The organism is Enterococcus quebecensis (assembly GCF_001730365.1).
Lineage (GTDB): Bacteria > Bacillota > Bacilli > Lactobacillales > Enterococcaceae > Enterococcus_L > Enterococcus_L quebecensis.
The window spans coordinates 37592-61494 of the sequence record NZ_MIKB01000018.1 but is presented as its reverse complement, the minus strand read 5'-3'; the positions used below and the strand labels follow the sequence as shown (position 1 = coordinate 61494).

Below are 23903 nucleotides of genomic sequence, written 5' to 3'. Positions count from 1 at the left end.
TCTTCTCAGTTAATAGTTTTATTATAAACGATTCTCCTTCAATGAAATAGTGAAATAAGTGTTTTTCTTCTAAAATAATTATTATGAAAAAGTGTGACGAACATCTACAAACTGAAAAAACCTCCTAAGATATACTAAAGATTATATCTCAGAAGGTTTTCATTATTATGATTGTACTGTGATCACTGGATTCACTGATTGATCTACTGCAATTTCTTCCGTTCCATAGCGCTCACCTAAAACATATTTTGCTATGTGGATCGTTCGATCACTCATCCGCTCCAAATTAGAAGCCGTATCAATAAACAACACGCCATCAGCCGCTCGTCCTTTACCGCTATTCATGATAGAAATATACTTTTTACGCAACAATTTGACCATCTGATCAATTTGTTCTTCACGATCTAACATATGAGCAGCCATTTCTTTGTCATCATTTTCAAAAGCAATCAAAGAATCACGAATATTTTTCGATACTTTTTTAAACAAATCTATCAAGTCTTCGTCATTTAAAATCAACGCATCTCGTTCAGAAGTTTTGCCAGCTTTTTTATCTTTGGCTTTTTGCTTCTTTTCGACACGAATGGCTTCATTAAGATTTTGGATAATATTACGACAATGATCACCAATCCGCTCCAAATCTTTAGTCATTTCTAACATCATTGTTTGCTCGTGACTTTCAGAAATTGATAATTCTGTGGCTGAAAGCTGAACTAAGTATTCTGTTAAACGATTGTCCATATCATTAATCGCTGTTTCATACTGATCAGCATTTTCTTTGTCGATCGTATCTTGTTTTTCATAATACGCTTTGGTTGCTTCAAATGCGCCTAATACATAGTCACCCATTTGAAGCAATTCGATTTTCGCTTGATTCAATGCTAACGCAGCTGAGTTTTGAATGATGGACTCATTTAGGTTAGATGGCTTAAACTCAATACTTCGATCTTTTCCTGGAATGATTTTGCGAACGATGAGTTCAATTTTATCAATAAACCAAAATTGGATCAGTAAATTAGAAACATTGAATAAACCATGAGCTACGGCAATCTGCATCGCTGGTTTTAAATGTAACCCATTAGAAATAGCCACCACTACCGCTGTAAACGGCGTTAACAATGTCGTAAAGATAATTGCTCCGACTAAATTGAAAATCACGTGAGAAGCTGCTGTGCGTTTTGCGGCAACACTGACACCTAACGCTGCAATTACAGCTGTGATTGTAGTACCGATATTATCTCCAAATAAAATCGGCAATACCGATCCTATCGCTAAACTTCCTTGACTATATAATTGCTGTAAAATTCCAATCGTTGCACTAGAGCTTTGTAAAACCATTGTAAGTAATGTTCCAATGCCAACCCCTAAAATAGGATGATGAGAAACATCCACCATCAAATCTGAAAACTGCGGTAACTTACTCAACGGTGCCATGCCCTCACCCATTAATTTTAACCCATAAAATAAACAACCGAAACCAAAGACGATCTGACCTATGTTATTCACTGTTTCTCTCTTTGAGAAAAATAATAAGATTGAACCTACACCAATAATCGGTAGTGCATATGAACTTAGATTAAATCCAATAATAAAAGCGGTTACCGTTGTTCCGACATTTGCACCCATGATAACACCGATCGCTTGTCGTAAAGACATAAAACCTACACTTACTAGACCAACTGTTAAAACTGTTGTTCCAGAACTACTTTGAATAATCGCCGTTACAATCAATCCTGCTAAAACAGATCTTAAAGGTGTAGAGGTAAACGTATTTAAAATTTCCCGCAAAGAATCGCCTGCCGACTTCTGCAGACCATCTCCCATGTATTTCATACCAAACAAAAAAATTCCTAATCCCCCCAAAAAAGGGAACAATATTTCTTGATAGGACATGATTATAATCCTCCTTAATTTAAAAACATAGCGAGCTCATTTGGTCTCGACTGAAAAATAGGAAAATATGACTGAGGTGTTCGTTGCCTCATTCAGTTTTTTATTTTTTTTACGAGAGTGTAGCCGCAAAGTTAAATAGCCCAAATATGTTAAAAACTCAATTCTACTTAAGAGTACAGAAAAATGCGCTCCTTGTAAATAAAATGTTGATATTTTTTCACGAAAAAATGATTTATAACTAATTAATCTATAATTTGTGTATACAATAAAAAAAAGAGTTGAAAGAAAATTCTCTTTCAACTCTCAGCTCTAGACAATCACTTAAACCATCAACATATAAACTCCAGAAGCTACTAAAGCGCCAATCACAGGGCCTACGATGGGAACCCAAGAATAACTCCAGTCAGAATCTCCTTTTGTTGGAATCGGTAATAATTGGTGCGCTAATCTAGGACCCAAATCACGAGCCGGATTAATCGCATATCCTGTTGGTCCACCTAAAGATAAACCAATTGATAAAATCAAAGCGCCAACGACTAATGGATTTAATCCATCTGTAAATGTATGTTGCGAAAATGAAAGTAACCCTAAAACTAAAATGAATGTACCAATAATTTCAGTCACCATGTTCGCTGGATAATTACGAATGGCCGGTCCTGTAGCAAAAGTTCCTAAAATGGCACCTTGATCTTCGGTAGCTTCCCAATGAGGCAAGTAAGCAGCCCAAACTAAGAATGCTCCTACTACCGCACCCAGTACTTGGGCAATAATAAACGGCACCACCATGCCCCAACTAAAACTACCAGTCATTGCCATTGCGATTGTCACTGCAGGATTCAAGTGCGCAGGTCCCATAAAACCAGCAATGTAAACAGCCATTGTTACGGCCATCGCCCACCCAAAGGCAATCACGATCCAACCCGAAGCTTCCGCCTTACTCTTTTTTAAATTAACCGCTGCACATACACCGTCACCTAAAAGAATCAAAATCATTGTCCCTAAAAACTCACTGAAAATCTGTGTCATGTTGGAAGTATCCATTTTACTTCGCTCCTTCTTTTAATAGGCTTAAATCAGACTCTGCAATCAATTCGTTCAATTCATTCGTGTATATTTCTTTTTGCTCATCAGACCAAGTATAATAATTGCTCATTTCAGCAATTACTCCTTGTTTCACTTCATCTAATGTGTCTCTCATAAATAATATATGGTTCGTTCTGCGGACTAGGTAGTCTGCAGGAGTTAATGCCATTTCATTTTCTAAAGCATAATGCAACGCAATGGTTTCAGCTAAACTTAAGCCCGCAACAGGTTTAGTCTCATCAATTTTTCCAAAAACTTTCGTGACATTTGAACCATATAAATGAGCAAGATATTCTGCTTCTTCTTTCGTTAATCCTTTTTCGATTCCATTTTTTGCCAATGTTTCTAATTCCGTTTCCACATTTGCTGGATTAATGCGTCCTCCAGAAACTGGATATGTTTTGGAATCAATCAGTTGGAAAGTACGATCGAATTCTTCTTTTAAAATCCGTTGAATTTCTTTTAATGCTCCTTCAGCCATCTTCCGATAATCTGTGATTTTCCCACCAGATAATGTTAGCAAACCATCCTCTGAGCGTTCTAATAAACTACCTCTAGAAACAGCTGACGGATTTTCTTTGCTTTCAGCTAAGGAGTCTTCCAAATGATTTAACACATTCTCCACATCATAACGAGAAACTTCTTGTTTTTGATACTTAGATACGATATCAATCACTTGATCAAAACTTTTATCTGAAACTTTACCATTATTGCCACCGTTATAATCAGAACCACCATTTTCAGAAATCAACGGACGCAATCCAGCCCAGCTCGCTTCAATATCAGCAATAGTCACATTTGCTTGTGGATAACGATTATTAACAATTTCTAGCAAGTAATCAACATCTTCTTGGGTAACAGTTGGATGTTCATAATCTCCTGTATAATCTGTATCCGTTGTACCAAAGTAGGTTTTCTTTTCTCTTGGCACAACAAAGACCATCCGTCCATCGTGTTTTCCAGTATCAAAGTACGTTGGTTGAGGTACGAATAATTTGCTACTGTCCACAACCAAATGCACACCTTTTGTCGGACGCATTTGTGGAATTAGTTTTTTAGCTGTGTCTAAACCACGAACTTTATCCGACCACGGTCCCGTTGTATTGATGATTACTTTTGCATTGATTTCAAAAATTTCATCTGTTAACAGATCTTTCGCTTTAACACCTGTAATTTTCCCTTCACCATTGAAAATGAAACCGACTGCTTTTACTTTACTCACCATCAAACCGCCGTCTTGTGAAGCTTGTTTAATATTTTCGATTACAAGTCTAGCATCGTTATTTCTAAAATCTAGATAAACACCACCGCCTTGCAATCCCTCGCTTTTTAATTGAGGCTCTCTTTCCAATACTTCTTCCTTTGTTAAGGTGTAATTTTCATACTTCGTTCCGATCACATTTGCTAAACGATCATATAAATCCATGGCAACCTTAACAGAGAACATATTAAATGTCGCTTTTGGTTCATCATAAATCGGTAACAGCATTGGATCTGGTTTTGGGATATGAGGAGCGATTGCTTGAACAACCGCACGTTCCTGAACAGTATCTGCAACGACTTCCACATCAAAATTTTTCAAATAGCGAATACCACCATGAACTAATTTAGTCGAACGTGAAGAAGTCCCTTCTGCAAAATCCTGCATTTCAATAAGACCTGTTTTCATACCAGCAGCACTTGCTTGTAAGGCCACTCCGGCACCTGTAATTCCTCCGCCAATAATCAATAAATCCAACTCTCCATGTTTCAGTTTTTCAATTGATTCTTGCCGTGTTTTGATTGAGAATGTCATAACCCTTCACTTCTTCCTTTATTTTGATTTATGTTTAAACATTTGAGTCGCAGCGACTGCCTGTTGCCAACCTTCGTATAAATCGTCCCGCTCTTCAGCAGCCATTTTAGCTTTAAAAATTTGTCCTTCTTCATAAAACTCTTTTAATTCATCTAAATCTTTCCAGAAACCAACCGCTAATCCCGCTAAAAATGCTGCGCCTAGTGCTGTTGTTTCTAAATTTTGAGCGCGTTGAACAGATGTATTTAAAATATCTGCCTGAAATTGCATTAATAAATCATTGTTCGCTGCACCACCATCAACTTTTAAAATTGGAATATCAATTCCAGTATCATTTTTCATCGTATCAATAATGTCACGAACTTGATAAGCAACCGCTTGCAATGTTGCTTTCACAAAATCTTCTCTCGTTGTTCCTCTTGTTAAACCAAAAACTGCACCTCTTGCATCTGAGTCCCAATAAGGAGCACCCAATCCTGTAAAAGCAGGAACAACATAGACTTCATTACGATTATGAGATTCTTTCGCTACTGCTTCTGACTCAGTAGCGGTTTGGATCATTTTCAATCCATCACGCAGCCATTGAATCGCTGAACCTGCAACAAAAATACTTCCCTCTAAAGCATAGTAAACTTTCCCGTTAATACCATAGCCAATCGTTGTTAGTAAATTGTTATTTGACAGCTGTGGTTTTTCTCCTGTATTCATTACAATAAATGAACCCGTACCATACGTATTTTTAACCATTCCAGGTTCAAAAGCCATTTGACCGAATAATGCTGCTTGTTGGTCACCGGCCATACCTGAAATCGGAATTTCACTACCGTAAAAATGATAATTTTTTGTCAATCCATACACTTCTGAATTTGACGTTGCTTTTGGCAGCATTACTCGAGGAATATTTAAAATATCTAAAATATCTTGATCCCAATCTAAGTCATGGATATTGAATAGCATTGTTCTACTAGCATTTGAGTAGTCCGTTACGTGAGTTTCTCCACCAGTCAATTTCCAAACCAACCAAGAGTCAATCGTTCCGAATAATAAATCTCCTTTTTCTGCTCTTTCTTGTGCACCATCTACATTATCTAAAATCCAGCGAATCTTCGTTGCTGAAAAATAAGCATCCACGATCAATCCTGTTTTTTCATGGATCATGTCTCCATGTCCCTCTTCTTTTAATTGATCTGCAATAGGTGAAGACTGACGAGACTGCCAAACAATTGCATTATAGATTGGTAAACCTGTCTGTTTATCCCAAACAACAGTCGTTTCACGTTGATTCGTAATTCCGATACCAACAATATCAGAAGGTTTAACACCAGACTCGATCAAAGCACCAGCGATTACAGATTGAACCGAGTTCCAAATTTCATTTGCATTATGCTCTACCCAGCCAGCTTTAGGAAATATCTGTGTAAATTCTTTTTGCGAACTACCGATTTTATTGCCTTTTTTATCAAAAATAATTGCTCTTGAACTAGTTGTTCCTTGATCGATCGCCATGATGTACTTTTGTTCTGTCATTGTGGTTTCCTCCTTAAATTTAAAAGCCTAGCAGACTAATCTGTGAAACTAGAGAACAAAAAGCGTAACAACTTGTTTCTTCGCTTTTATATCTCTTTTTTTGAAAACGCTTTATTTCCTATGCGTTTATAATAATCTTAAATCATTTCGAAAAAACGTCATCTTTTTTTTTATTTTCAAAATAATTGAAAGTTTTCACAAAAAACCTTGTCATATCAATAAAAAGAAGAAAAAACAAAGCCATAAATCAGCTTGTTTTTTCTTCTTTTTACTCCTTGTCTCTTCTTTTACCATGTAGTTCTCGAATTTTCTTTCTAATCTGATTGATATCATATATAGAACCAAGTTCTGATAAAACATATACTTCTTTTGCTGACCGATAAGAAGTTGGTTTTAGAACATTTGTAATGATCAAATCATAGGATTGTTTCGGGTCGTACGATTCAATTGTCAAACCATTTAAATTCTTCAAGCTTAAAACCAACACTTGAGTCATTACTTCTTTATATAAATGATCCATTTTCAAATCAATACCCACTCGTGTTTCACCAACAATTTCAAAATCGATAATCGCCAAAACACTCAAATACTTCACTAATGACCATTCATGTAAACTATTGCCTTGTTCATACCTTTCACCAAAGCATTCTAAGCTTCTCTCTAAAAGTACATGAGAAAAATCTCTTAACTTATGACTGGAAAGATGCTGTTCCTTTTGCCAGATATTCTCTCGGTCAAACAATTCCAGCTCCCCTTTGAAAAAGTATAATCGGCTATGGATTTGAGAAAAATAGTAAAGAATCTTCTTCTCCAATTCTGGAAAAAATTTTTGTGGACGATAATATAAAATCACATGCTCCAATACAAATGTATCTGCCAAAGACGTTGGTGTTCGTCGTCCTCGAATCAAATTATATTGTAAAAAATCCGACTCTGCCAAAACGGACATACTCGTTAAAAATATGAAATGTAGTAAACTTTCCTCTTCATCGATTTCAAGAGGATAACGACTAAAAAAGCGCAAAACAAATGAACGCAAGGTTTTAAAAAATGGATCTTGTTCGTAACTGTGGCTTTTTTTATACAATTCTTTAAAAACCTTTGGCTGAACGGTGATTCTTTTTTTACTGATTGTTAGCCATAAGCTGATTTTCAGTTTACTATGCTCCTCAAAAGAAAGAGAGAGTCCTTTTTCCAAAGCTTCAATAATCCTGAGGTTTTGAACAGTTAACGTTTTTTCTTGATGAATCTCATAAGGTGTTAGAAACCAGTATAACTGAAAATAAAAATAGCGAATTTGTAATTCCTCGCCTTTTATTTGACCATTACGTATTTTAAGATCAAATTCTTTTAATAACTGATTTAACTCCTTAATTTTTCGAAACAATGACGACTCGCTAATCATAAATTTAGTCGTCAATTGTACAATCGTAAATTCACGATAATGAAACAAATAGTCTATCAACTGAAACTTAACAGATGCCCGAACATAATCGTCTAAAATTTTATTAAGAGAGAACTGATCAGACATATGTAACGCGACCCATTGACCATCATAAAACAATGAGCAATCCTTCTCATAAGGTTTTAAATAATAGCCAAGTTCCTTTAAATCACTTTCAAAAGAAGCCTTTGAGACACCTAAATAATCCAAGAGTTCCGTAACAGCTATACGTCCTCCAACTAAAATAACTTTCTTTAAAATTCCAATTTCTCTTGCTTCTTTTTTATCAAGGAGTTTTTCAATTTTCATCTGCTTCGCTCCACAAGCCTTCAAGACCTAGTTGGTTCGTGATATCTATAACATTAGAAAAGTAGGGATGATACAAATAGTCTTTTTGATATAGCTCTTCTAAGGTTTGCCCCATTTGAATCCCCAGTGCAAGTGTGTTGATTTTTTCTAGGATATTTGCTTTTGAGACTAATTGTGCCCCTAAAATTCTATGACTAGACGTTTCAAAAATAATTTTTCCTAGAATTTTTTCACTTCCTGAAAAAAAGGAGCTTTTCTGCTCTACATGAGAAACAGCTATCGGCTGATCGTGAAACAACCCTTCTGCTTCCGTCAATCCAGTACTTGCAACATAATAATCAACAAGTTTTGTACCAATTGTACGAATTGAACCAACAAATGGCGTAATTCGTTCGACAAGATTTTCAGCGACAACTAACCCCGTTCTCACTGCATTATTGACTAAAGGAATATAAAATGATTCGTTGGACAAACTATAAGGTACTTGAATACAATCACCTATGGCAAATATATCTTTTTGGGACGTTTGCAAATACTTATTCACAACTATTGTTTGATCTGTGTGGGTTTGGATATGTTTGTCTAAATACTGTAAATCAGGGCGTACATTCATCGCAAACACGGCACTGTCACATAAGCATTCATAGTTTTTTGTTTCAATCATAAGACCTTGATCTGTATCTGTTATTGCCTTAACCATCTCATCAAAGTGAAAAACAACCCCTTTGGCTTCCATTTCATCTTGCACTGGCTGAATCATTTCCTTATCAAAATACTTAAATAGTAAATAATCCATTCGTTCAAACAGATGAACTTCCTTGCCTTTTTTTAAAAGAGCATCCGCAGCTTCTGCACCAATTTGTCCGCCACCGATCAATGCCACCCTCTCACTGTTCTCCAAATGTTCGATAGCCTTTAAAACGCCTGGTAAAAATTTATATTTTAGTACTTTATCCGAATCACTGCCAATAATTTTCTGTGACCATTGATTTGAGCCTGTAGCTAGAATCAATTTATCAAAAGACATGAATAACTCAGCACCTCTTTGCTCATATTTGAGAATGTGCTCAGTTGAATCCATACTAATTACTTTTGCATTTAATAGTAAATGAATATTCCTATCTGCTACTTGTTTTTCTGAAATAAATCGGGCTTCTTCGACAGGTTTAATTGACTCATCAAAATAAAGTTTTAGGCCTCCAGATAAATAACCAATCGTTTGTTGCTTCTCAATTAAATAGATTTCTGCAGCAGGATGTTTTTTTCTTATCGCTAAAGCTGCTGACACGCCAGCAAAAGAAGCGCCAATAATCACGACTTTCACAGTAAAACCTTCTTTCCCAATGAATAAAACGTTTTCTTAAAGAATAGCACAAGCTTGATTGAAACGCATAGAAATAAGTTAAATTGTTTCGTTATTTTAATAAAAAAGGATCTGCCTATTCAACATATCGTTGAACAAACAGATCCATTCGTTTCTAATTAGTTTTCATAAAGGCGTTAATTGCCTCAGCATTCTTCTCTGCATCTAACTCAATAACGCTACCAGATTCTGTATAATCATTAAAATCCCATGTTCCTTGTACGGGAACTGAAAGTGATTTTAATGGTTTTACTTTGCCAGAAAGAAAGTCTTTAGCTAAATCGATCAAGAGACTAGTGGAAACATTTGTGTCTATTTTCCCTACTAATTTACCAGCAACTTGAGGCAATTCCCAGATTGGAATCAAGTCTTTTGACTGATTGATTAAAGCGTCCATCACTTGTTGCTGACGTCTAATACGACCGAAGTCTCCTTCTTCATCCATTCTAAAACGAGCATATTGTAACAGACTATTTCCATGCAATGTTTGTTTGCCTTTTACAATATCTACACCATCTAAATTAATGTCTTTTTCGGCATCAATTGTGACTCCTTTTGGATAAAGTTCATCAATAATATCACTAAACTCTTTAAAATCCATTACAACATAATAATTGATTGGCAAATCAAAATCTTTATTCAATACTTCTTTAGTCAGTTGAGCACCACCATATGCATAGGCCGCATTTATTTTATCCATACCGCGATTAGGAATATCTACATAACTATCTCTCATAATTGAAATCAATTTAGGTTGTTTCGTTTTGCCGTCATAATGTGCCACCATCAACGTGTCTGATCGCCCTTGATCCTCGTCATCATCTCTGGAGTCATTACCGACAACCATAACAGTCAATTCTTTATCACTTGATTGCTCATCACCAGTAAAATTTTGATTTATAGTGGAAAGCTTCGATTCACTCTTTTCTTTCGCCATTTGAAATGAAATAGCAGCATAACATGCCACACCGATCACCACAAGAAGAATTGATAACAAAGTAATAATACCTATTTTTGCAGATTTTTTCATTGTGTGTTCCTTTCTAAACCTCGTATATTTACTTGCATACAAGAAAATCCCTTCACCAACATTGATCAGCGAAGGGATTAGATTACTGGGTAAAAACATATGACAACCGTCACTTATTTACAAATTACCTAGATCTTCTCTTCGTTGAGTTTTAGCACTATATAACGTAAAAAGCATCGCTTTTAGCTACTTTGAAAATCGCCTTAATTCGACAACTTTTGTCCTACCCGTGCCTGTCTTTCGACATTTCTGAGCAGCAGCCTGTGTTTACATAGGAGCCTCACCTAACAAGTATTTAATTCATTTTACACTATAAGCGTATCCAATCACAAAGTCAAATTAAAAATGGATAAAACAGCCTCACAAAGTAGCCACAATAAATCAAATTTTTTTATTAGAAACCAAGTATAGTAAGCTTAACTCGTTTGCTCCTAGTTATAGAATCACAAATAATCTTTAACATTTTCTTAACCATTTCAAGCCTATTTTTGGTAACTTAGAAACTCTCTCTTCTTACTCTTGACTATTTAGATAGACATTTTCAAAAATATCTGTTTCAATGTTTAAAAGGTCTTAATCTTGGAGGAAACATATGGAAAACTTTTTAGAAAAGCAGCAGGAATTCTTTTTCAATTTTTTAACTGATAGTATTGATAACTTTTTATTAGATCATTCTGATGAAACATTTTACGCATTTATTTTAGACTGCAATATTCATGAAGAAGGTGAAATAAACCTCTGCTTCAATACTACAGAACTTTGGCAAGAAACAACAGACTATTATACGAATAAAGGATACACCGAACAGCAAATAAGCGAAATGAAATACAATTCAAGTGATTGGGATGAGGATCAGCGTTTTACCTCTTTACACCTATTTGATGATTGGGTGGAAGACGATGAAAACATCGCACTTGTGCTTGATTGGCTTTGTCAGCAAATGGTTCTCTTTTTAGACAGTGAAACCTTTCAACGTATTGCTAAAACAGAGGATTTTAAGCTATTAGTTTATGATCATAACGAAGATAGCTCTGACTCGCAAGAACGGTTTGAAAAAATAACAATGTCTGAGATTTTTCAAATAGAATGACCAAAATAAGGAGAGACAAATCTGTCTCTCTCTATTAATCTCACTACAAAATAAAATCTAATTCTTCTACATCAAAAATAGTTATCAAGATTTCATTCACTTTTTTTAGCAAGTTTGCTGTATCATTGATTTGATCTTTAGTTTCAACCTTTGATGAATCATTTGAATAGATCAGATAATCATACTCTTCTTTAAGGATCACTTGGTGGTCCTTTTTTTTGTAAAGAATATAGTCATCCCAAACATCCATTTCGTATTCTCGAGTATAACCATTTTTTAAAACAATCGTCGTGACTAAAGAATTGACCGTTAACGTATCTAACGGCAGCACTTGCTCTTCTATTGTTAACGTATAATTCTCATCCTCAATAATTCCACAGGCGTTGCAGCCGCCATCCAATAAGTTAACTGTTTTAGTAATTATCGCTTTTTTCATCGTTAAAGCTCCCTTTCATCAACTTCTACTACTTCTTTACATAGTATATCAAATAAAAATAGCTAAGAAGGTAACGATTCGTTAAAAAGTTGTTAGATTCACAAAATAAACATCCGTTACTCAAAAACATTATAGGTAATCGATATACAAAAAATAAAAATAATGCATATATTTATAAAATTATTAGAAATCACTCATATATATTTACTTTATATTTATTTCGGCTAATAATATAGGCAAGCTACTATTTATAAAATAGTAGTTAAAAAGAGGAGGTATTTTTTATGAAAGTTTTTAAAGGTATGATGGTTGCAGGGTTGGCAATCAGTCTATGTTCAGCTAGTTTGGCAGTGGTGTCAAACCAAGCAGAGGCAGCAAAGGTTGTAGAGTCAAATTACAATAAGACAGTCACTTTATTCAATAAAGCTGACATCTTAGAGTACACAGGTTTATCACTAACAAGTTCAAATGTATCATCTGTCTATAACGAATTAGTTAAGGCAAGCACTTGGGAAGCTGCAGGTTATTCTTCATCAGAAGCATCCGTAATTGCAAGAGATTTCGGCAGAAGTTACTACAAATCAGTAAACTTGTTGCAAAAAATGACGTATCAAAAAGATTTACATCTTAAAGTTATTTTGATTACTAAAGGATATGTAAAAGCCGAATTTGGTTTGCAATCATACTACGTTCCTGAAACGCCTGTAACTCCAGAAAAACCGCAAGAACCTGAAACGCCTATTGAACCTGAGACACCTGAAACACCCGTTGCTCCAGAGCAATCTAATTTGAAAAAATTAGAAATCCAAGTTACTTACACTACTGGACAACAAGTACAATTACAGTACCAAGTAAATGCAAATGGTACGATCAAAGCTCAATACCAAGATAAATCAAATAAAGTTCAATTACAAGGCAGCGCTGCTGAAGAAAAAATTGAAGGTATCATCGCTGGTTTAGATCTGAAAAATGGTAGTGAAAAAGAAATCACTTCACACATTTTAAATAAACTAGGTAAAGGTTCTAGCTATAAGCAATTCCAATTCCAAGGACAATTTAACGATAATACACAAGTTAAATTTAAATTGAAATAATCAATCATCATAAATGAAAAAAGAACCCCCTTTCTATCTAATACAGATTAAAAAAGGGGGGATTTTTTCTATATTAATTAACTTTGCTGCTTCTTTCGCCACAAAATATAAGATTGAACCAATACCAATAAAAGCAACAACACAATTACCAAAATCAAGCAAAAAGGAAGCTTATTCTCAACTTGAGTTCCTTTATTCTCTTCATTAATTAATTTTGCTTGTTCTCTTGTGATTTCAAATTCATTTTCAAATGTCCATTTTTTTCCTTCTTGAGTGACCAACATTTTACTATTATATTTTCCTGGCTGCAACTATCTTATTATCGGTACAGGAAAATCCATCATCGAATTCGGCGCCATTTCTAATGCTTCTTTCTTCATATTGATTACAGATGTATCTTCGCCTTTTTTCTGAATTTTAACATTGAGATTCATTTTTTTAGAAATCGCAGCATTCTTATTTCTGAGTGAATGTATCACAGACATTTTCTTAAAAAAAATATATAAAATAACTATATATCCCCTATTAAACTCACAAAAAGTTCTCTTTCAAAGGCCTGCTTCTATTCTTATGCTACAATTAAGAAAGAGAACTAAATAAATTGGAGGGTGTTTTATGAACTATCAAGAAATACTTACATTCTGGTTTGACGAGTGCAGTCCTAGTCAGTGGTTTGAAAAAGATTTATCATTTGACGCATTGATTAAAAAAAGATTTTTGAACATTCATGGACAAGTTTCTAGGGGAGAAAAGTCCAGTTGGCGGAAAACAATTGAAGGACGTTTAGCAGAAATCATTGTTTTAGATCAATTTTCACGAAATTTATTTAGGGACAGTGCACAGTCTTTTGCTTACGATGGCATGGCTTTGGTTTTGACGCAAGAAGCGATTGCAACAGGAGAACTTGATGCATTGACCACTGAACAACGGGCATTCTTGTATATGCCTTTGATGCATTCAGAATCCTTAGTGATCCATGAAGAAGCATTGAAATGTTTTTCAGATCAGGGAATGGAGCAAAATTTAGCATTTGAATATAAACATCGAGATATTTTGGTTCGCTTTGGGCGCTATCCACATCGAAATAAAGTTTTAGGACGCCCTTCAACAGAGGAAGAGATAGCATTTTTGAAGGAGCCTGGATCTTCGTTTTAATAATTGAAAAAGAGTTTGGGGCAATAATCATAAAATATTGACCCAAACTCTTATTAATATCACTATAGCTCTTTTCCAAAGAATTCAGCCACTACATCCATCATTTCACCTTTAACCAAATGTTCCTCACCAACACCTGTGATAAATTGGCTATTTTCAGCATAAGACTTATCTTCGATTTTCTGAAAAAAATCGGCCATGTCTTCATAAGGAATTTTAGGGTCTTCCGTTCCATGCCAAAATAAAACCGGACGCTTCGCTAACTTTTCAGGTACTTCTGAAAGATCATAATTTTCTACCCAACTAAGTATCAACGGTAAATCTTTTGGAACATAAAAATCCATTTCCGTTGCTCGTTCCATTACTCGCTCAATATAACGTAGTGGCATTGGTGTTCCCATCATACAAGCAGCTGCTTTGATTTCTGGATGTTGGGTCAATAAAGCACATGTAGTAATTCCACCCATTGAAACGCCCCCAACCCCTATTTTACCTTCCGCAATCAGTTCTTGTTTCTCGAAATGACGTACCAACTGCGTAAATTCAATAATATTGTATTGAATACTAGACCAAAATGTTACTGAAGGAATAGGTGAATTCGGTCCTACTTTGCGTTCTCCATGATTCATCGCATCTGGCAAAATCACTCGGATTCCTTTTTTAGCTAATTTCCTTGCTTGTGTTAAAGATAGTTCTTTAGCTGATTGCCAACCATGATAATAAATAACCAATGGCAAAGAATTATTTTTATTTTCCTCCGAAACAACCTCCAAAACTGGAATTTTTTTAATATATCGATGGCGAATACTGATTTTCATTTCATTCTCTCCTTAAAAAAGACAGTGAATTTACTTAAAAACATACCTTAGATTCTTTGATATTGCTGTCTTAACATGTAATTCCATTATGCTTACAAATAGATTTAATTTTGAAATAGGACGCCAAACCCACCTATTAACTCATAGTATATCTATTTTATATACTATTAGCGAATATCGGAATTAAAGTCAGAACTAATTTTGTTTTCAATAAAAATAAAAAATGCGCTAAACCCTTATAAGAAAAGGATCTAGCGCTATAATTTAAAAGCTTATTTTGTTTCACGGTGTAAAGTAACTTTTCTTTCACGTGGGCAATATTTTTGCTTTTCCAAACGATCAGGATTGTTACGTTTATTTTTGCTTGTTAAGTAGTTACGTTCTTTACAAGAAGTACATTCTAAAGTAATGTTTACGCGCATGTGTTTTCCCTCCTATACCTAATTTCGAATTTCTAAGATATTTCTTAGCCTCAAATATCATATCATGTTTATTCAGGAATTTCTACCCTTTTGACGAAATTTGTAAAGGAAAACTACTTTACAAATCTTATTTTTGTTTATAGTCTGCATAAGCATCTACAATTGCTTTAGCCATCAACTGATTTGGGTAGCCCTGTTCGCTTGTAAGATGAGGTAATACTACACTCACAGCAATTTCAGGGTTATCATATGGTGCATAAGCCACAACATTACTGTTGACGGTAATATGTTCACCAACATTGGTTTCTGCTGTACCAGTTTTGGCAGCAATTTCAAGTTTAGCTCCTTGCATATAACGCCCTGTAGTAAAGACCCCTGTTCCATGTACAACATCATAAAAACCCTGTTGTATGATATTCATTTGTGCTGGAGTAATATCCACTTTATTAAGATCTTTCGGTTTTAATTCCTCTTTCAACTCACCAAGCGTGCCGTCAGACTTGTTGTCATAGATACCTTCAACTAAACGAGGTGCCACACGAGTTCCGCCATTTGCTACAGTTGAAGCATATTGAGCCAATTGCATTGCCGTATACGTATCGTACTGACCAAAAGATAAATCGAGTAAGTGTCCTGGCATTGGTGCTAGATCAGGATCATCAAAAGCTTTATTAGATAGCCCTTTAGATTCTCCCGGTAAGTCAATCCCTGTAGAAACCCCCATACCATATTCACCAAATGTTTTACGCAACACTTCAAATAAGGTTGGGTCTCCAGTTTGATAAGGTAATTTCATATTATATTGGTATTCTGTTTTCATCATTTTTAATACCAGCTGCATCATATAAGCATTTGAAGAATATTCTAACGCTTGTTCTGCGCTTAGTTGAATTTGATTTCCTAGAATCTTATTGAATACCGAAGACTTTTGTTTACTTCCATAAATTTGTAACGGTTCATCAATCAATACATCATTTCCAGAAATCACACCTTGTTCATAACCTGCTGAAATCGTTGCTCCTTTAACTACTGATCCCGGTTCAAACGCTTTGTTGATCGTTGCCAGTGGATTAGATGTCAATTCATTGGTTGCCTGATCACGATCCAGAGCCACCATAGCCATTACCGCACCCGTTTTAGGATTCATCACAACGACATAAGCACCGTCAGAGTATGGTGCATTTCCTGTGGCTAACAGCTGTTGATATTGTCCTCTCACGACTTCTTCGATTTTCTTTTGAAACTCCAAATCAATCGTTAATTTTAAGTTTTCACCTTTTTTACCTTCTGACAAAGGTGTTTTAGTGACGATTTTTCCATTACTATCTAATGTTACTTCTGATATTGCCTTATGACCTTGGAGAACATCTTCGTATTGTTTTTCTAAATAACTAGTTCCAACACGATCATTTAACTCATAGCCTTTTGCTAGATATTCATCAACTTCTTCTGCTGGTAAACCAGATTTTTCAGAAGAAACTTGGCCTAAAATACTCCTAATATCTGAATCATTCGGGTACTCTCGATCCCAATCCATACCAGTAGAAACACCAGCGATTTCTGATGAATGTTCACCAATTACCGCAATTTCCTCTTGAGTGACCCCTTCATTTTTAATAAAGGCTGTATTTAATTCTTGTACAGAGTTCATTCGCTTAAAGATTGTTGCAGCTTGCATGGTATGCTCATCAAAATTGATTTCTTCTGGCGTTACTTTTTCCACCGTCAAACCATACAATGTTCCTTGATCTGTAATAGCATTGCCTTTTTCGTCTACTTTATCTGCATCAGTCAAACGTTTTTGTGCAGCTTTTAAATTTTCAGTATTTGCTAACCAGAAATCTTTTTTATCCCGCTCTGTTAATTCATCGGCTGGTACATTGATCAGCTCACTTACCTTGTATGCAATCGGTATAAGGTCTTTTGCCTGAACTTTTTTCCCGCGTGTATAGGTAATAGCTAAATTTGCTTTATTTCCAACTAATAGATTCCCCTTGGCATCATAAATTTGTCCCCTAGGGGCACTGCTTTTAATTTTTAGCGTTGAATTCTCATCAGCTTTTTTAGCATACTGCTGTCCTTCTGCAATCTGTAAATAGCCTAATCGTACGATCAAAGCTACAAATAAACCAAATATGACAAAAAACAATAGATTCAATCGAAATGGAATGTGGGATTTTTTACTCTTTTGAGTCATAGGTTCTTCATTATCTTTTTTTAATTTATCTAAAAAGCTCATTTTTTTCATTTATCGTTAATCCTCCATATGAGAAAAGTCTCGCCCTTCTATTGTAACGAAAAAACGCAAAAAAAAATAGAGGTAATCCTCTTACTAAGAAAATATTTAATGTTTATTCAATAAAAATGGACAAAGCAAGTTGCTTTGTCCATTTTCTACAATTATCTACTATAATTTGATACGTCAGCTGCCATACTCTCTACAAAAATATTTAAATCGATCACATCTGTTTCTTTACTGCCATAACGACGGATATTAACAGTTGCTTCATCCATCTCTTTATCTCCAACAACAATTTGGTATGGTATTTTTTGTGTTTGAGAAGCACGGATCTTATAACCCATTTTTTCATTGCGGTCGTCTACTTCGATACGTAAGCCTTGTTCTTGTAAACGTTTTTTCACTTCATAGGCATAATCTGAATGAGCTTCAACCGATACTGGAATGATTGTTGCTTGGATTGGTGCTAACCAAGTTGGGAAAGCGCCTTTGTAAACTTCAGTCAAGTAAGCCACAAAACGTTCCATTGTTGAGACGATTCCTCTGTGGATAACCAATGGACGATGTGTATTTTCCCCATCTTCACCTACATAAGTTAAATCAAAACGTTCGGGTAATAAAGCGTCAATTTGGATTGTTGATAACGTTTCTTCCATTCCTAAAGCTGTTTTTACTTGAACATCTAATTTTGGTCCGTAGAAGGCTGCTTCGCCTGTTGCTTCAAAGTACTCAATACCAGCTTCTTCTGCGGCTTCCTTGATCATTGTTTCAGAACGTTCCCACATTGCATCGTCATCAAAGTATTTCTCTTTGTTGTTTGGATCTCTTAAACTTAAACGGAAACGATAATCAGTTATATCAAAATCAGCATAAACTTCTACCATTAATTTCAATGTACGAAGGAACTCTTCTTTGATTTGATCTGGACGAACAAATGTATGTCCATCATTTAAAGTCATTTCACGTACACGTTGTAATCCTGATAACGCCCCTGATTTTTCATAACGGTGCATCATACCAAGTTCTGCAATTCTGATTGGTAATTCACGGTAGCTGTGGATATCATTTTTATAAACCATCATGTGATGCGGACAGTTCATCGGACGTAGAACGAGCATTTCGCCATCTCCCATATCCATTGGCGGGAACATGTCTTCATGATAGTGATCCCAGTGACCAGATCTCTTATAAAATTCAACATTAGCCATGATTGGTGTATACACATGTTGATACCCTAAACTGATTTCTTTATCTGTAATGTAACGTTCAATTGTACGTCGAATGGTTGCACCTTTTGGCAACCAAAACGGCAATCCTGAACCCACATCTGGATTCAACATGAATAAATCAAGTTCTTTACCTAATTTACGATGATCACGTTCTTTGGCTTCTTCCCGCATCTTGATAAATTCTTTTAAATCTTTTTTATCAAAAAAGGCTGTTCCATAAATACGCTGCATCATTTGGTTGTTAGAATTTCCTCTCCAATAGGCACCTGCTACTGATAGCAATTGGAACACTTGGATACGTCCAGTTGATGGTACATGAACACCACGACATAAATCAACAAAGTCTCCTTGATCATATACGGTAATCACTTCATCTTCAGGAAGCTCTGAAATCAATTCTACTTTATAAGGATCATCCGCAAACAATTCTAACGCTTCACTCTTAGAAACAACTTTACGAACAATTGGATTATTTTCTTTGACGATTTTCATCATTTCAGCTTCGATTGCTGGTAAATCTTCTGCTGTTACAGGATTTTCTCCATTATCAGTATCATAATAAAAACCTGAATCAATGGCTGGACCTACTCCAAATTTGATATTCGGGAATAAACGGCGTAAAGCATTTGCCATCAAGTGAGCAGTTGAATGGCGTAAAATCCCCAACGCATCCTCATGATCTGGTGTTACGATTTCGATGTTGCCATCTTCTTCAATGGGACGAACTAAATCTATTAATGTTCCGTTTAATTTACCTGCTAATGCTTTTTTAGCTAAACTGTTGCTGATACTTTTAGCAATGTCTAGTGTTGATGAGCCAGCCTCAAATTCTTTGACTACACCATCTGGAAAGGTGATTTTGATTGACATTTTTGTTTCCTCCTTGAGTAAGTTTATGATTGAAAAGATTTCTTGATACACTTTTTGTATTCGTTTTTCCGTTTTTGTCTTAACTTGATGGTGATTCACAGTAATTTCTTACTGCAACGAGCCTAAGATGAGAAAGAAAAAAGTCCCAGTATCTGATATATTCATCAGATACTAGGACGAAAAGTTCGTGGTTCCACCTATTTTTAAACACAGCAAATAACTATGTTCCTCAAGCGTGTTAACGGTACGGCCGCCTTTGTTTCAACAAAGGTTTGAAAAAGTGGTCATTCCTTGTGCGGGTCTGGAAAATTTTCAGCCAAGATTTTCCTCTCTATAAGACTGCTTGCAAGTTCAGTTGTCTTTCTCATCAATCATTTATGAATTAATTTAAACACTTCTCTAAATAAAAAGCAAGCATTAATTACAAATGATTACTTTTTCCATTCCCCACCTTGGGCATAACGATCTTTTTTTAATTCATTTACGATTACATGGATGTTTTCTTTTGGCGCTCCGGTATTTTTAGAAACAACATCTGTAATCTCCTTGACCATATTTTTTAGCTGTTCTTCTGTGCGTCCTTCAATTAGTTCAATATGGATAAATGGCATGTTTCCGCCTCATTTCATTTATTTTTTCAATTCTATCTTATCATTAATTACTAGATAAAATTACTTTTATTTTTCCCCTCTTAAAATAAACATTGTTGCATCTTGATTCATAAATATTTTCTCTCCATGATAAAAAGTACTGCTCGTTATATTTTTAAAACCAGCTAGCGTAAATTGGTTTTTAAGTTCATCCTGTAAAAAACCGTTATGGACTTTTTCATGATTAATCTTTTCATTTTTATCAAAATCAACGATTAGAATTTCCCCATTTGGATTCAACACATCGTATAATTCTTTCAGAAGATCTTCCGTGTCTGGCACATGCAATAAAACTAAAGAAACGATGATTATATCAGCTTTCACACCTAGTACATGCTCCTCAGAAAAACAATCAGCAATTGTTTTTGCATTCACAATTTTCATTTGTTTAATTTTTTGTTCGACGATTCGAATCATTTCTACAGATGGATCAACAAATATTATTTCCGCAAATTCATTTACAAGTTCTAAACCAATTAATCCAGTACCACAACCATAATCTAATAACGTTTCCCCTTTAGTATCTCTCAATTTTTGTTTGACTTCTTTTGTAATAATCTCGCCAAGTTTCAATTGTTTAGGCGAATCATATCTTGAAGCGATTTGATCAAAAATATTCATTGTTCATTTCCTCTCCTTAGAAACCCTTTCCTAAAAGAAGAAGCCCTTTCGGACTTCTTCTAGTTTTTCATTAAACTGGTTCACCATAATCAACTGGCTTATCAAATTCTCCCGGTGCACTGTCATAGATATGTCCATAAACAATTACCGGCATACCTGCATAAGAACCGTTAAAGATTTGAGCCACTGCTGCTCCTGGTGTATTGATACAACCGTTACTTCCGAAGTTTGTTTTATAAGCTTCTTTGTTTCCAAAATATTCAGCTTTATAGTCAGCATCATGGATACCGATTTGAGTAACTACACCGCCAAAACTCTTCAATGGCATCCAGTATTTTACTGGTACACTGTATTTTGAGCCGTCCAGCATTTCACCTTCTAATTTCGTATCTGTATCCTTATACAAAATTGTGTGGAAACCAGGAACCGTTGCTGTTCCTTTATTGTAGCGACCTGTAATAACATCTGTTTCGACTACTTTTACGCCGCCCTTAAAGAAGTACATTTTTTGATCATTTAAATCAATTTCTACGTAATCTTTATCAACTGTAGATGATTGAGTTACATCACCATCAATTGGGACAGTGATCGTCTCAGTATCTTTATCACTATTAATTGCTTGGACAAGTAAATCTCTCGTTTGGGGCATATTAATATCCCAGCCGTAGCTGCCGTTATTTTTATATTTTGTCGTTACACCGTGAACATTTTTAAAAATAATCGGTTTGTAAATTGAACCGTATTTTTGATTTGTTTGCTCTACCCAAGCATAAACTTTATTTGGATCAACATTACCTGCCGTATCCATAAATGACTGTAGCTCTTCTTTTGTTATTGTTAGCTTTTCACCGTTAATATCCAAAGTGATTGCTTTATTTTCTTTTTTCGATAACAATGTTAATTTTTCTTGCAGACCTTTGTCATCTTTGGTCACTGTTGGTTTTTGGTAAAATTCTTTTACATCATAGACATAGCCGCCTTTATTTGCGTCAACATCTTTTAAAACTTGATTCATCAACGCTTCTTTGTCGACAACTGTTCCGACTTGCTCTGGAAGGATTTGGTATGTCCCATCGACCTTTTCAATGCGAGCATCTTGACTAGGTGTTCCTTCTTCAAAAGTGAGCGCATTTAATTTATTTTTTAATTCCACTTTATAATCTTCATTGATTGGTAACTTAATTGAACGATCACCGATGTTTTGCTTCAAGTAATCCTCTGTAATCTCATATTTTTTAGGTAATTCTATTTTTTCTTCTTTACCATTCACTTTAATGACAACACTTTCAGCCTTATTCAGTTCTTCCAGCTTATTTTTTGCATCTTTTACATTTAATAAACTAATATCAACCCCATTAGCCTTAGCTGTGATAAAGAAATGTGATTGAAAATAGAACAGTCCACCAGTGAATACTAATGAGAAACAAATTAATAGACCAACAACTGGAACTAACCATCTTTTCTTATTTGAATGATTCTTATTTTGGGGTACTCGTGTGTTTTTTGACGAGCGACTAACTGTTTCTTCATTTTCCATTAAACGATCTTCCTTTTTTATGATTTATATATCTACGTTGATGCAAATACTTTTCCTGTTTTAAAAATAAACAAGTCATCCTATTCCCTCAAACTTTTCATTATCAGAGACTACTCAATGACTGCAATTTAAAGTTAGTTTAGTTAAATCCCCCTCAATGTTCAATTAATTTGCTTACATATGAGAAAAAATTCATGTTTTTATGTATAATTGCTAGACTCCACTGCTCTTTGATTTACAGGAGATAGTAAATATCAATGTTTTGATACAATATACTTACCATTCTACCACACATTAGGCATAGGAAAAAAGACTATTTGACAATATCTTGAGCTAAATTATCATTTATTTACAATTAACTTTAAAATGGAGCAAATATTAGATTATTTTAATACTTTAATCGCTGATTTTTTGTATATATCACAACTTTTTTAGCCGTTTGTTGATCATAAACAAAGTGATTTTTTTGAGAAAATATCTGCGCATGATAATCAAATTGTTTCTGCAATAAACTTAAAGCTGACCATGTCGAGGCAATACTTGATAAATCCATAGTTTTTAAAATATTTTCGTACTGTTCTATCGTTGTATAGTCAGGCAAGTATTTGTAATTTTTCCCAACACTAATTTGATAATTATTATCCGCTCCTGCTTGCCAGGACAACAAGCGTAAAAATTCTTTTCGACAGACCTCATTTAAATGATCCGCTGCGTAAAACAATTCGTTGCGACACAATCCTTTAACAACATACGTACTAACCCACCAAAATTCATTACAACAATCAGTAAATTCTGCTTGATTAGGTCTTTTAACCCAGTAATCTTGATCAGTCGCTTCTATCAATTTAGGTAATAATTGCTCTTTATCTAACAAAATTTCTGCTAATCGATCACCTTGATTCCAGTTGTTCGCCTGTTCTTTCGGGCAAAGAGTCAAGTCGATTCGATTCCCATCATCAAATAGCATTAAATAAGTAAATTTCCCATTCCTCAAAGGTGGAAACAAAGTCATACTCTCAGGAGTTTGCATAATTAATCGTGTCCCAAAACGATCGATCCATGACTGATCTTTAACAAACGGATCAACAGACTCAACAATATAAACAATATCATAATCCTGAAAGGAGTCTTTTGGTACGTTTATATTTGTCCTTGATCCATTCATTCCCACGGCTAATACTCTAGAATCATTTCTAGCTATGTCTAAAATCAATTGAAACATTTCTTTTTCAGTTCTCACTCTACCCCTCCAGTCTTGACCTTCTTCCATAGATTATAAGATAAGTCAGAACATTATT

General features: G+C 34.9%; 19 protein-coding genes, 1 pseudogene and 1 riboswitch. Of the genes and pseudogenes, 3 read left to right on the top strand and 17 right to left on the bottom strand.

What is annotated here, in order from left to right:
• Nucleotides 1–165 precede the first annotated feature (165 nt).
• The 7 genes from BCR23_RS13610 to BCR23_RS13580 all read right to left on the bottom strand — a co-directional run bounded on the left by BCR23_RS13610 (nucleotide 166) and on the right by BCR23_RS13580 (nucleotide 10444).
• Nucleotides 166–1893 (bottom strand): Na/Pi cotransporter family protein, encoded by a 1728-nt coding sequence (locus tag BCR23_RS13610; RefSeq protein WP_069636042.1) that lies wholly within the window; start codon nucleotides 1891–1893, stop codon nucleotides 166–168.
• Nucleotides 1894–2214: 321 nt separating this feature from the next.
• Complete coding sequence (locus tag BCR23_RS13605) at nucleotides 2215–2934, bottom strand: MIP/aquaporin family protein (RefSeq protein WP_069636041.1); 720 nt, start codon at nucleotides 2932–2934, stop codon at nucleotides 2215–2217.
• Nucleotide 2935: 1 nt separating this feature from the next.
• On the bottom strand, nucleotides 2936–4771 hold the full coding sequence (gene glpO / locus BCR23_RS13600; RefSeq protein ID WP_069636040.1) for a type 1 glycerol-3-phosphate oxidase: 1836 nt from the start codon (nucleotides 4769–4771) through the stop codon (nucleotides 2936–2938).
• 18 nt (nucleotides 4772–4789) lie between these two features.
• Nucleotides 4790–6298, bottom strand: a complete 1509-nt coding sequence (gene glpK / locus BCR23_RS13595; RefSeq protein WP_069636039.1) for a glycerol kinase GlpK — start codon at nucleotides 6296–6298, stop codon at nucleotides 4790–4792.
• A gap of 268 nt (nucleotides 6299–6566) precedes the next feature.
• The gene (locus tag BCR23_RS13590; RefSeq protein ID WP_069636038.1) at nucleotides 6567–8051 is read right to left on the bottom strand and encodes an AcpB/EbpR/MafR family transcriptional regulator; all 1485 of its coding nucleotides are present in this window, start codon (nucleotides 8049–8051) and stop codon (nucleotides 6567–6569) included.
• A complete protein-coding gene (locus BCR23_RS13585; RefSeq protein ID WP_069636037.1) occupies nucleotides 8041–9375 on the bottom strand; it encodes an FAD-dependent oxidoreductase in 1335 nt (444 codons plus the stop codon). The genes BCR23_RS13590 and BCR23_RS13585 overlap by 11 nt, the downstream gene beginning before the upstream one ends.
• Before the next feature lie 154 nt (nucleotides 9376–9529).
• Nucleotides 9530–10444 carry an LCP family protein gene (locus tag BCR23_RS13580; protein ID WP_069636036.1) on the bottom strand — a complete coding sequence of 305 codons (915 nt, stop codon included), beginning with the start codon at nucleotides 10442–10444 and terminating at the stop codon, nucleotides 9530–9532.
• Between the two features lie 130 nt (nucleotides 10445–10574).
• Nucleotides 10575–10743: riboswitch (M-box (ykoK) riboswitch) on the bottom strand.
• A 293-nt stretch (nucleotides 10744–11036) separates the two neighbouring features.
• Here BCR23_RS13580 and BCR23_RS13575 point away from each other — a divergent pair.
• Nucleotides 11037–11534 (top strand): hypothetical protein, encoded by a 498-nt coding sequence (locus BCR23_RS13575; RefSeq protein ID WP_069636035.1) that lies wholly within the window; start codon nucleotides 11037–11039, stop codon nucleotides 11532–11534.
• A gap of 43 nt (nucleotides 11535–11577) precedes the next feature.
• On the opposite strand, the gene BCR23_RS13570 is transcribed toward BCR23_RS13575, so the two are convergent.
• A complete protein-coding gene (locus BCR23_RS13570) occupies nucleotides 11578–11970 on the bottom strand; it encodes a DUF4809 family protein (protein WP_069636034.1) in 393 nt (130 codons plus the stop codon).
• 284 nt (nucleotides 11971–12254) lie between these two features.
• On the opposite strand from BCR23_RS13570, the gene BCR23_RS13565 reads away from it, so the two are divergent.
• Nucleotides 12255–13064: a YusW family protein gene (locus tag BCR23_RS13565; protein WP_069636033.1), complete on the top strand. Its 810-nt coding sequence runs from the start codon at nucleotides 12255–12257 to the stop codon at nucleotides 13062–13064.
• 77 nt (nucleotides 13065–13141) lie between these two features.
• On the opposite strand, the pseudogene BCR23_RS14555 reads toward BCR23_RS13565, so the two are convergent.
• Nucleotides 13142–13549: pseudogene (locus tag BCR23_RS14555) on the bottom strand (WxL protein host-binding domain-containing protein).
• Between the two features lie 130 nt (nucleotides 13550–13679).
• On the opposite strand from BCR23_RS14555, the gene BCR23_RS13555 reads away from it, so the two are divergent.
• A complete protein-coding gene (locus BCR23_RS13555) occupies nucleotides 13680–14219 on the top strand; it encodes a DUF924 family protein (protein WP_069636031.1) in 540 nt (179 codons plus the stop codon).
• A gap of 62 nt (nucleotides 14220–14281) precedes the next feature.
• Here the strand turns inward: BCR23_RS13555 and BCR23_RS13550 are convergent, their stop codons facing one another.
• From BCR23_RS13550 to BCR23_RS13515, 8 genes are all read right to left on the bottom strand, one after another.
• Nucleotides 14282–15037 (bottom strand): alpha/beta fold hydrolase, encoded by a 756-nt coding sequence (locus BCR23_RS13550; protein ID WP_069636030.1) that lies wholly within the window; start codon nucleotides 15035–15037, stop codon nucleotides 14282–14284.
• Between the two features lie 272 nt (nucleotides 15038–15309).
• Nucleotides 15310–15459, bottom strand: a complete 150-nt coding sequence (gene rpmG / locus BCR23_RS13545) for a 50S ribosomal protein L33 (protein WP_002296119.1) — start codon at nucleotides 15457–15459, stop codon at nucleotides 15310–15312.
• A 127-nt stretch (nucleotides 15460–15586) separates the two neighbouring features.
• On the bottom strand, nucleotides 15587–17707 hold the full coding sequence (locus BCR23_RS13540) for a peptidoglycan D,D-transpeptidase FtsI family protein (RefSeq protein WP_069636029.1): 2121 nt from the start codon (nucleotides 17705–17707) through the stop codon (nucleotides 15587–15589).
• 152 nt (nucleotides 17708–17859) lie between these two features.
• Nucleotides 17860–19797: a threonine--tRNA ligase gene (gene thrS / locus BCR23_RS13535; RefSeq protein WP_069636028.1), complete on the bottom strand. Its 1938-nt coding sequence runs from the start codon at nucleotides 19795–19797 to the stop codon at nucleotides 17860–17862.
• Between the two features lie 431 nt (nucleotides 19798–20228).
• Nucleotides 20229–20408, bottom strand: a complete 180-nt coding sequence (locus tag BCR23_RS13530; RefSeq protein WP_069636027.1) for a 2-hydroxymuconate tautomerase — start codon at nucleotides 20406–20408, stop codon at nucleotides 20229–20231.
• Nucleotides 20409–20474: 66 nt separating this feature from the next.
• On the bottom strand, nucleotides 20475–21068 hold the full coding sequence (locus BCR23_RS13525; RefSeq protein ID WP_069636026.1) for a class I SAM-dependent methyltransferase: 594 nt from the start codon (nucleotides 21066–21068) through the stop codon (nucleotides 20475–20477).
• A gap of 70 nt (nucleotides 21069–21138) precedes the next feature.
• Nucleotides 21139–22605: a L,D-transpeptidase family protein gene (locus tag BCR23_RS13520; RefSeq protein ID WP_069636025.1), complete on the bottom strand. Its 1467-nt coding sequence runs from the start codon at nucleotides 22603–22605 to the stop codon at nucleotides 21139–21141.
• Nucleotides 22606–22993: 388 nt separating this feature from the next.
• On the bottom strand, nucleotides 22994–23845 hold the full coding sequence (locus tag BCR23_RS13515) for an aminoglycoside 6-adenylyltransferase (protein ID WP_069636024.1): 852 nt from the start codon (nucleotides 23843–23845) through the stop codon (nucleotides 22994–22996).
• Nucleotides 23846–23903: the final 58 nt, after the last annotated feature.

What these genes read in the sequence shown, in the direction of transcription:
- BCR23_RS13610 (WP_069636042.1), bottom strand. Translation starts at nt 1,893, where the DNA reads ATGTCCTATCAAGAAATATTGTTCCCTTTTTTGGGGGGATTAGGAATT.
- BCR23_RS13605 (WP_069636041.1), bottom strand. Translation starts at nt 2,934, where the DNA reads ATGGATACTTCCAACATGACACAGATTTTCAGTGAGTTTTTAGGGACA.
- glpO (WP_069636040.1), bottom strand. Translation starts at nt 4,771, where the DNA reads ATGACATTCTCAATCAAAACACGGCAAGAATCAATTGAAAAACTGAAA.
- glpK (WP_069636039.1), bottom strand. Translation starts at nt 6,298, where the DNA reads ATGACAGAACAAAAGTACATCATGGCGATCGATCAAGGAACAACTAGT.
- BCR23_RS13590 (WP_069636038.1), bottom strand. Translation starts at nt 8,051, where the DNA reads ATGAAAATTGAAAAACTCCTTGATAAAAAAGAAGCAAGAGAAATTGGA.
- BCR23_RS13580 (WP_069636036.1), bottom strand. Translation starts at nt 10,444, where the DNA reads ATGAAAAAATCTGCAAAAATAGGTATTATTACTTTGTTATCAATTCTT.
- BCR23_RS13575 (WP_069636035.1), top strand. Translation starts at nt 11,037, where the DNA reads ATGGAAAACTTTTTAGAAAAGCAGCAGGAATTCTTTTTCAATTTTTTA.
- BCR23_RS13570 (WP_069636034.1), bottom strand. Translation starts at nt 11,970, where the DNA reads ATGAAAAAAGCGATAATTACTAAAACAGTTAACTTATTGGATGGCGGC.
- BCR23_RS13565 (WP_069636033.1), top strand. Translation starts at nt 12,255, where the DNA reads ATGAAAGTTTTTAAAGGTATGATGGTTGCAGGGTTGGCAATCAGTCTA.
- BCR23_RS13555 (WP_069636031.1), top strand. Translation starts at nt 13,680, where the DNA reads ATGAACTATCAAGAAATACTTACATTCTGGTTTGACGAGTGCAGTCCT.
- BCR23_RS13550 (WP_069636030.1), bottom strand. Translation starts at nt 15,037, where the DNA reads ATGAAAATCAGTATTCGCCATCGATATATTAAAAAAATTCCAGTTTTG.
- rpmG (WP_002296119.1), bottom strand. Translation starts at nt 15,459, where the DNA reads ATGCGCGTAAACATTACTTTAGAATGTACTTCTTGTAAAGAACGTAAC.
- BCR23_RS13540 (WP_069636029.1), bottom strand. Translation starts at nt 17,707, where the DNA reads ATGAAAAAAATGAGCTTTTTAGATAAATTAAAAAAAGATAATGAAGAA.
- thrS (WP_069636028.1), bottom strand. Translation starts at nt 19,797, where the DNA reads ATGTCAATCAAAATCACCTTTCCAGATGGTGTAGTCAAAGAATTTGAG.
- BCR23_RS13530 (WP_069636027.1), bottom strand. Translation starts at nt 20,408, where the DNA reads ATGCCATTTATCCATATTGAACTAATTGAAGGACGCACAGAAGAACAG.
- BCR23_RS13525 (WP_069636026.1), bottom strand. Translation starts at nt 21,068, where the DNA reads ATGAATATTTTTGATCAAATCGCTTCAAGATATGATTCGCCTAAACAA.
- BCR23_RS13520 (WP_069636025.1), bottom strand. Translation starts at nt 22,605, where the DNA reads ATGGAAAATGAAGAAACAGTTAGTCGCTCGTCAAAAAACACACGAGTA.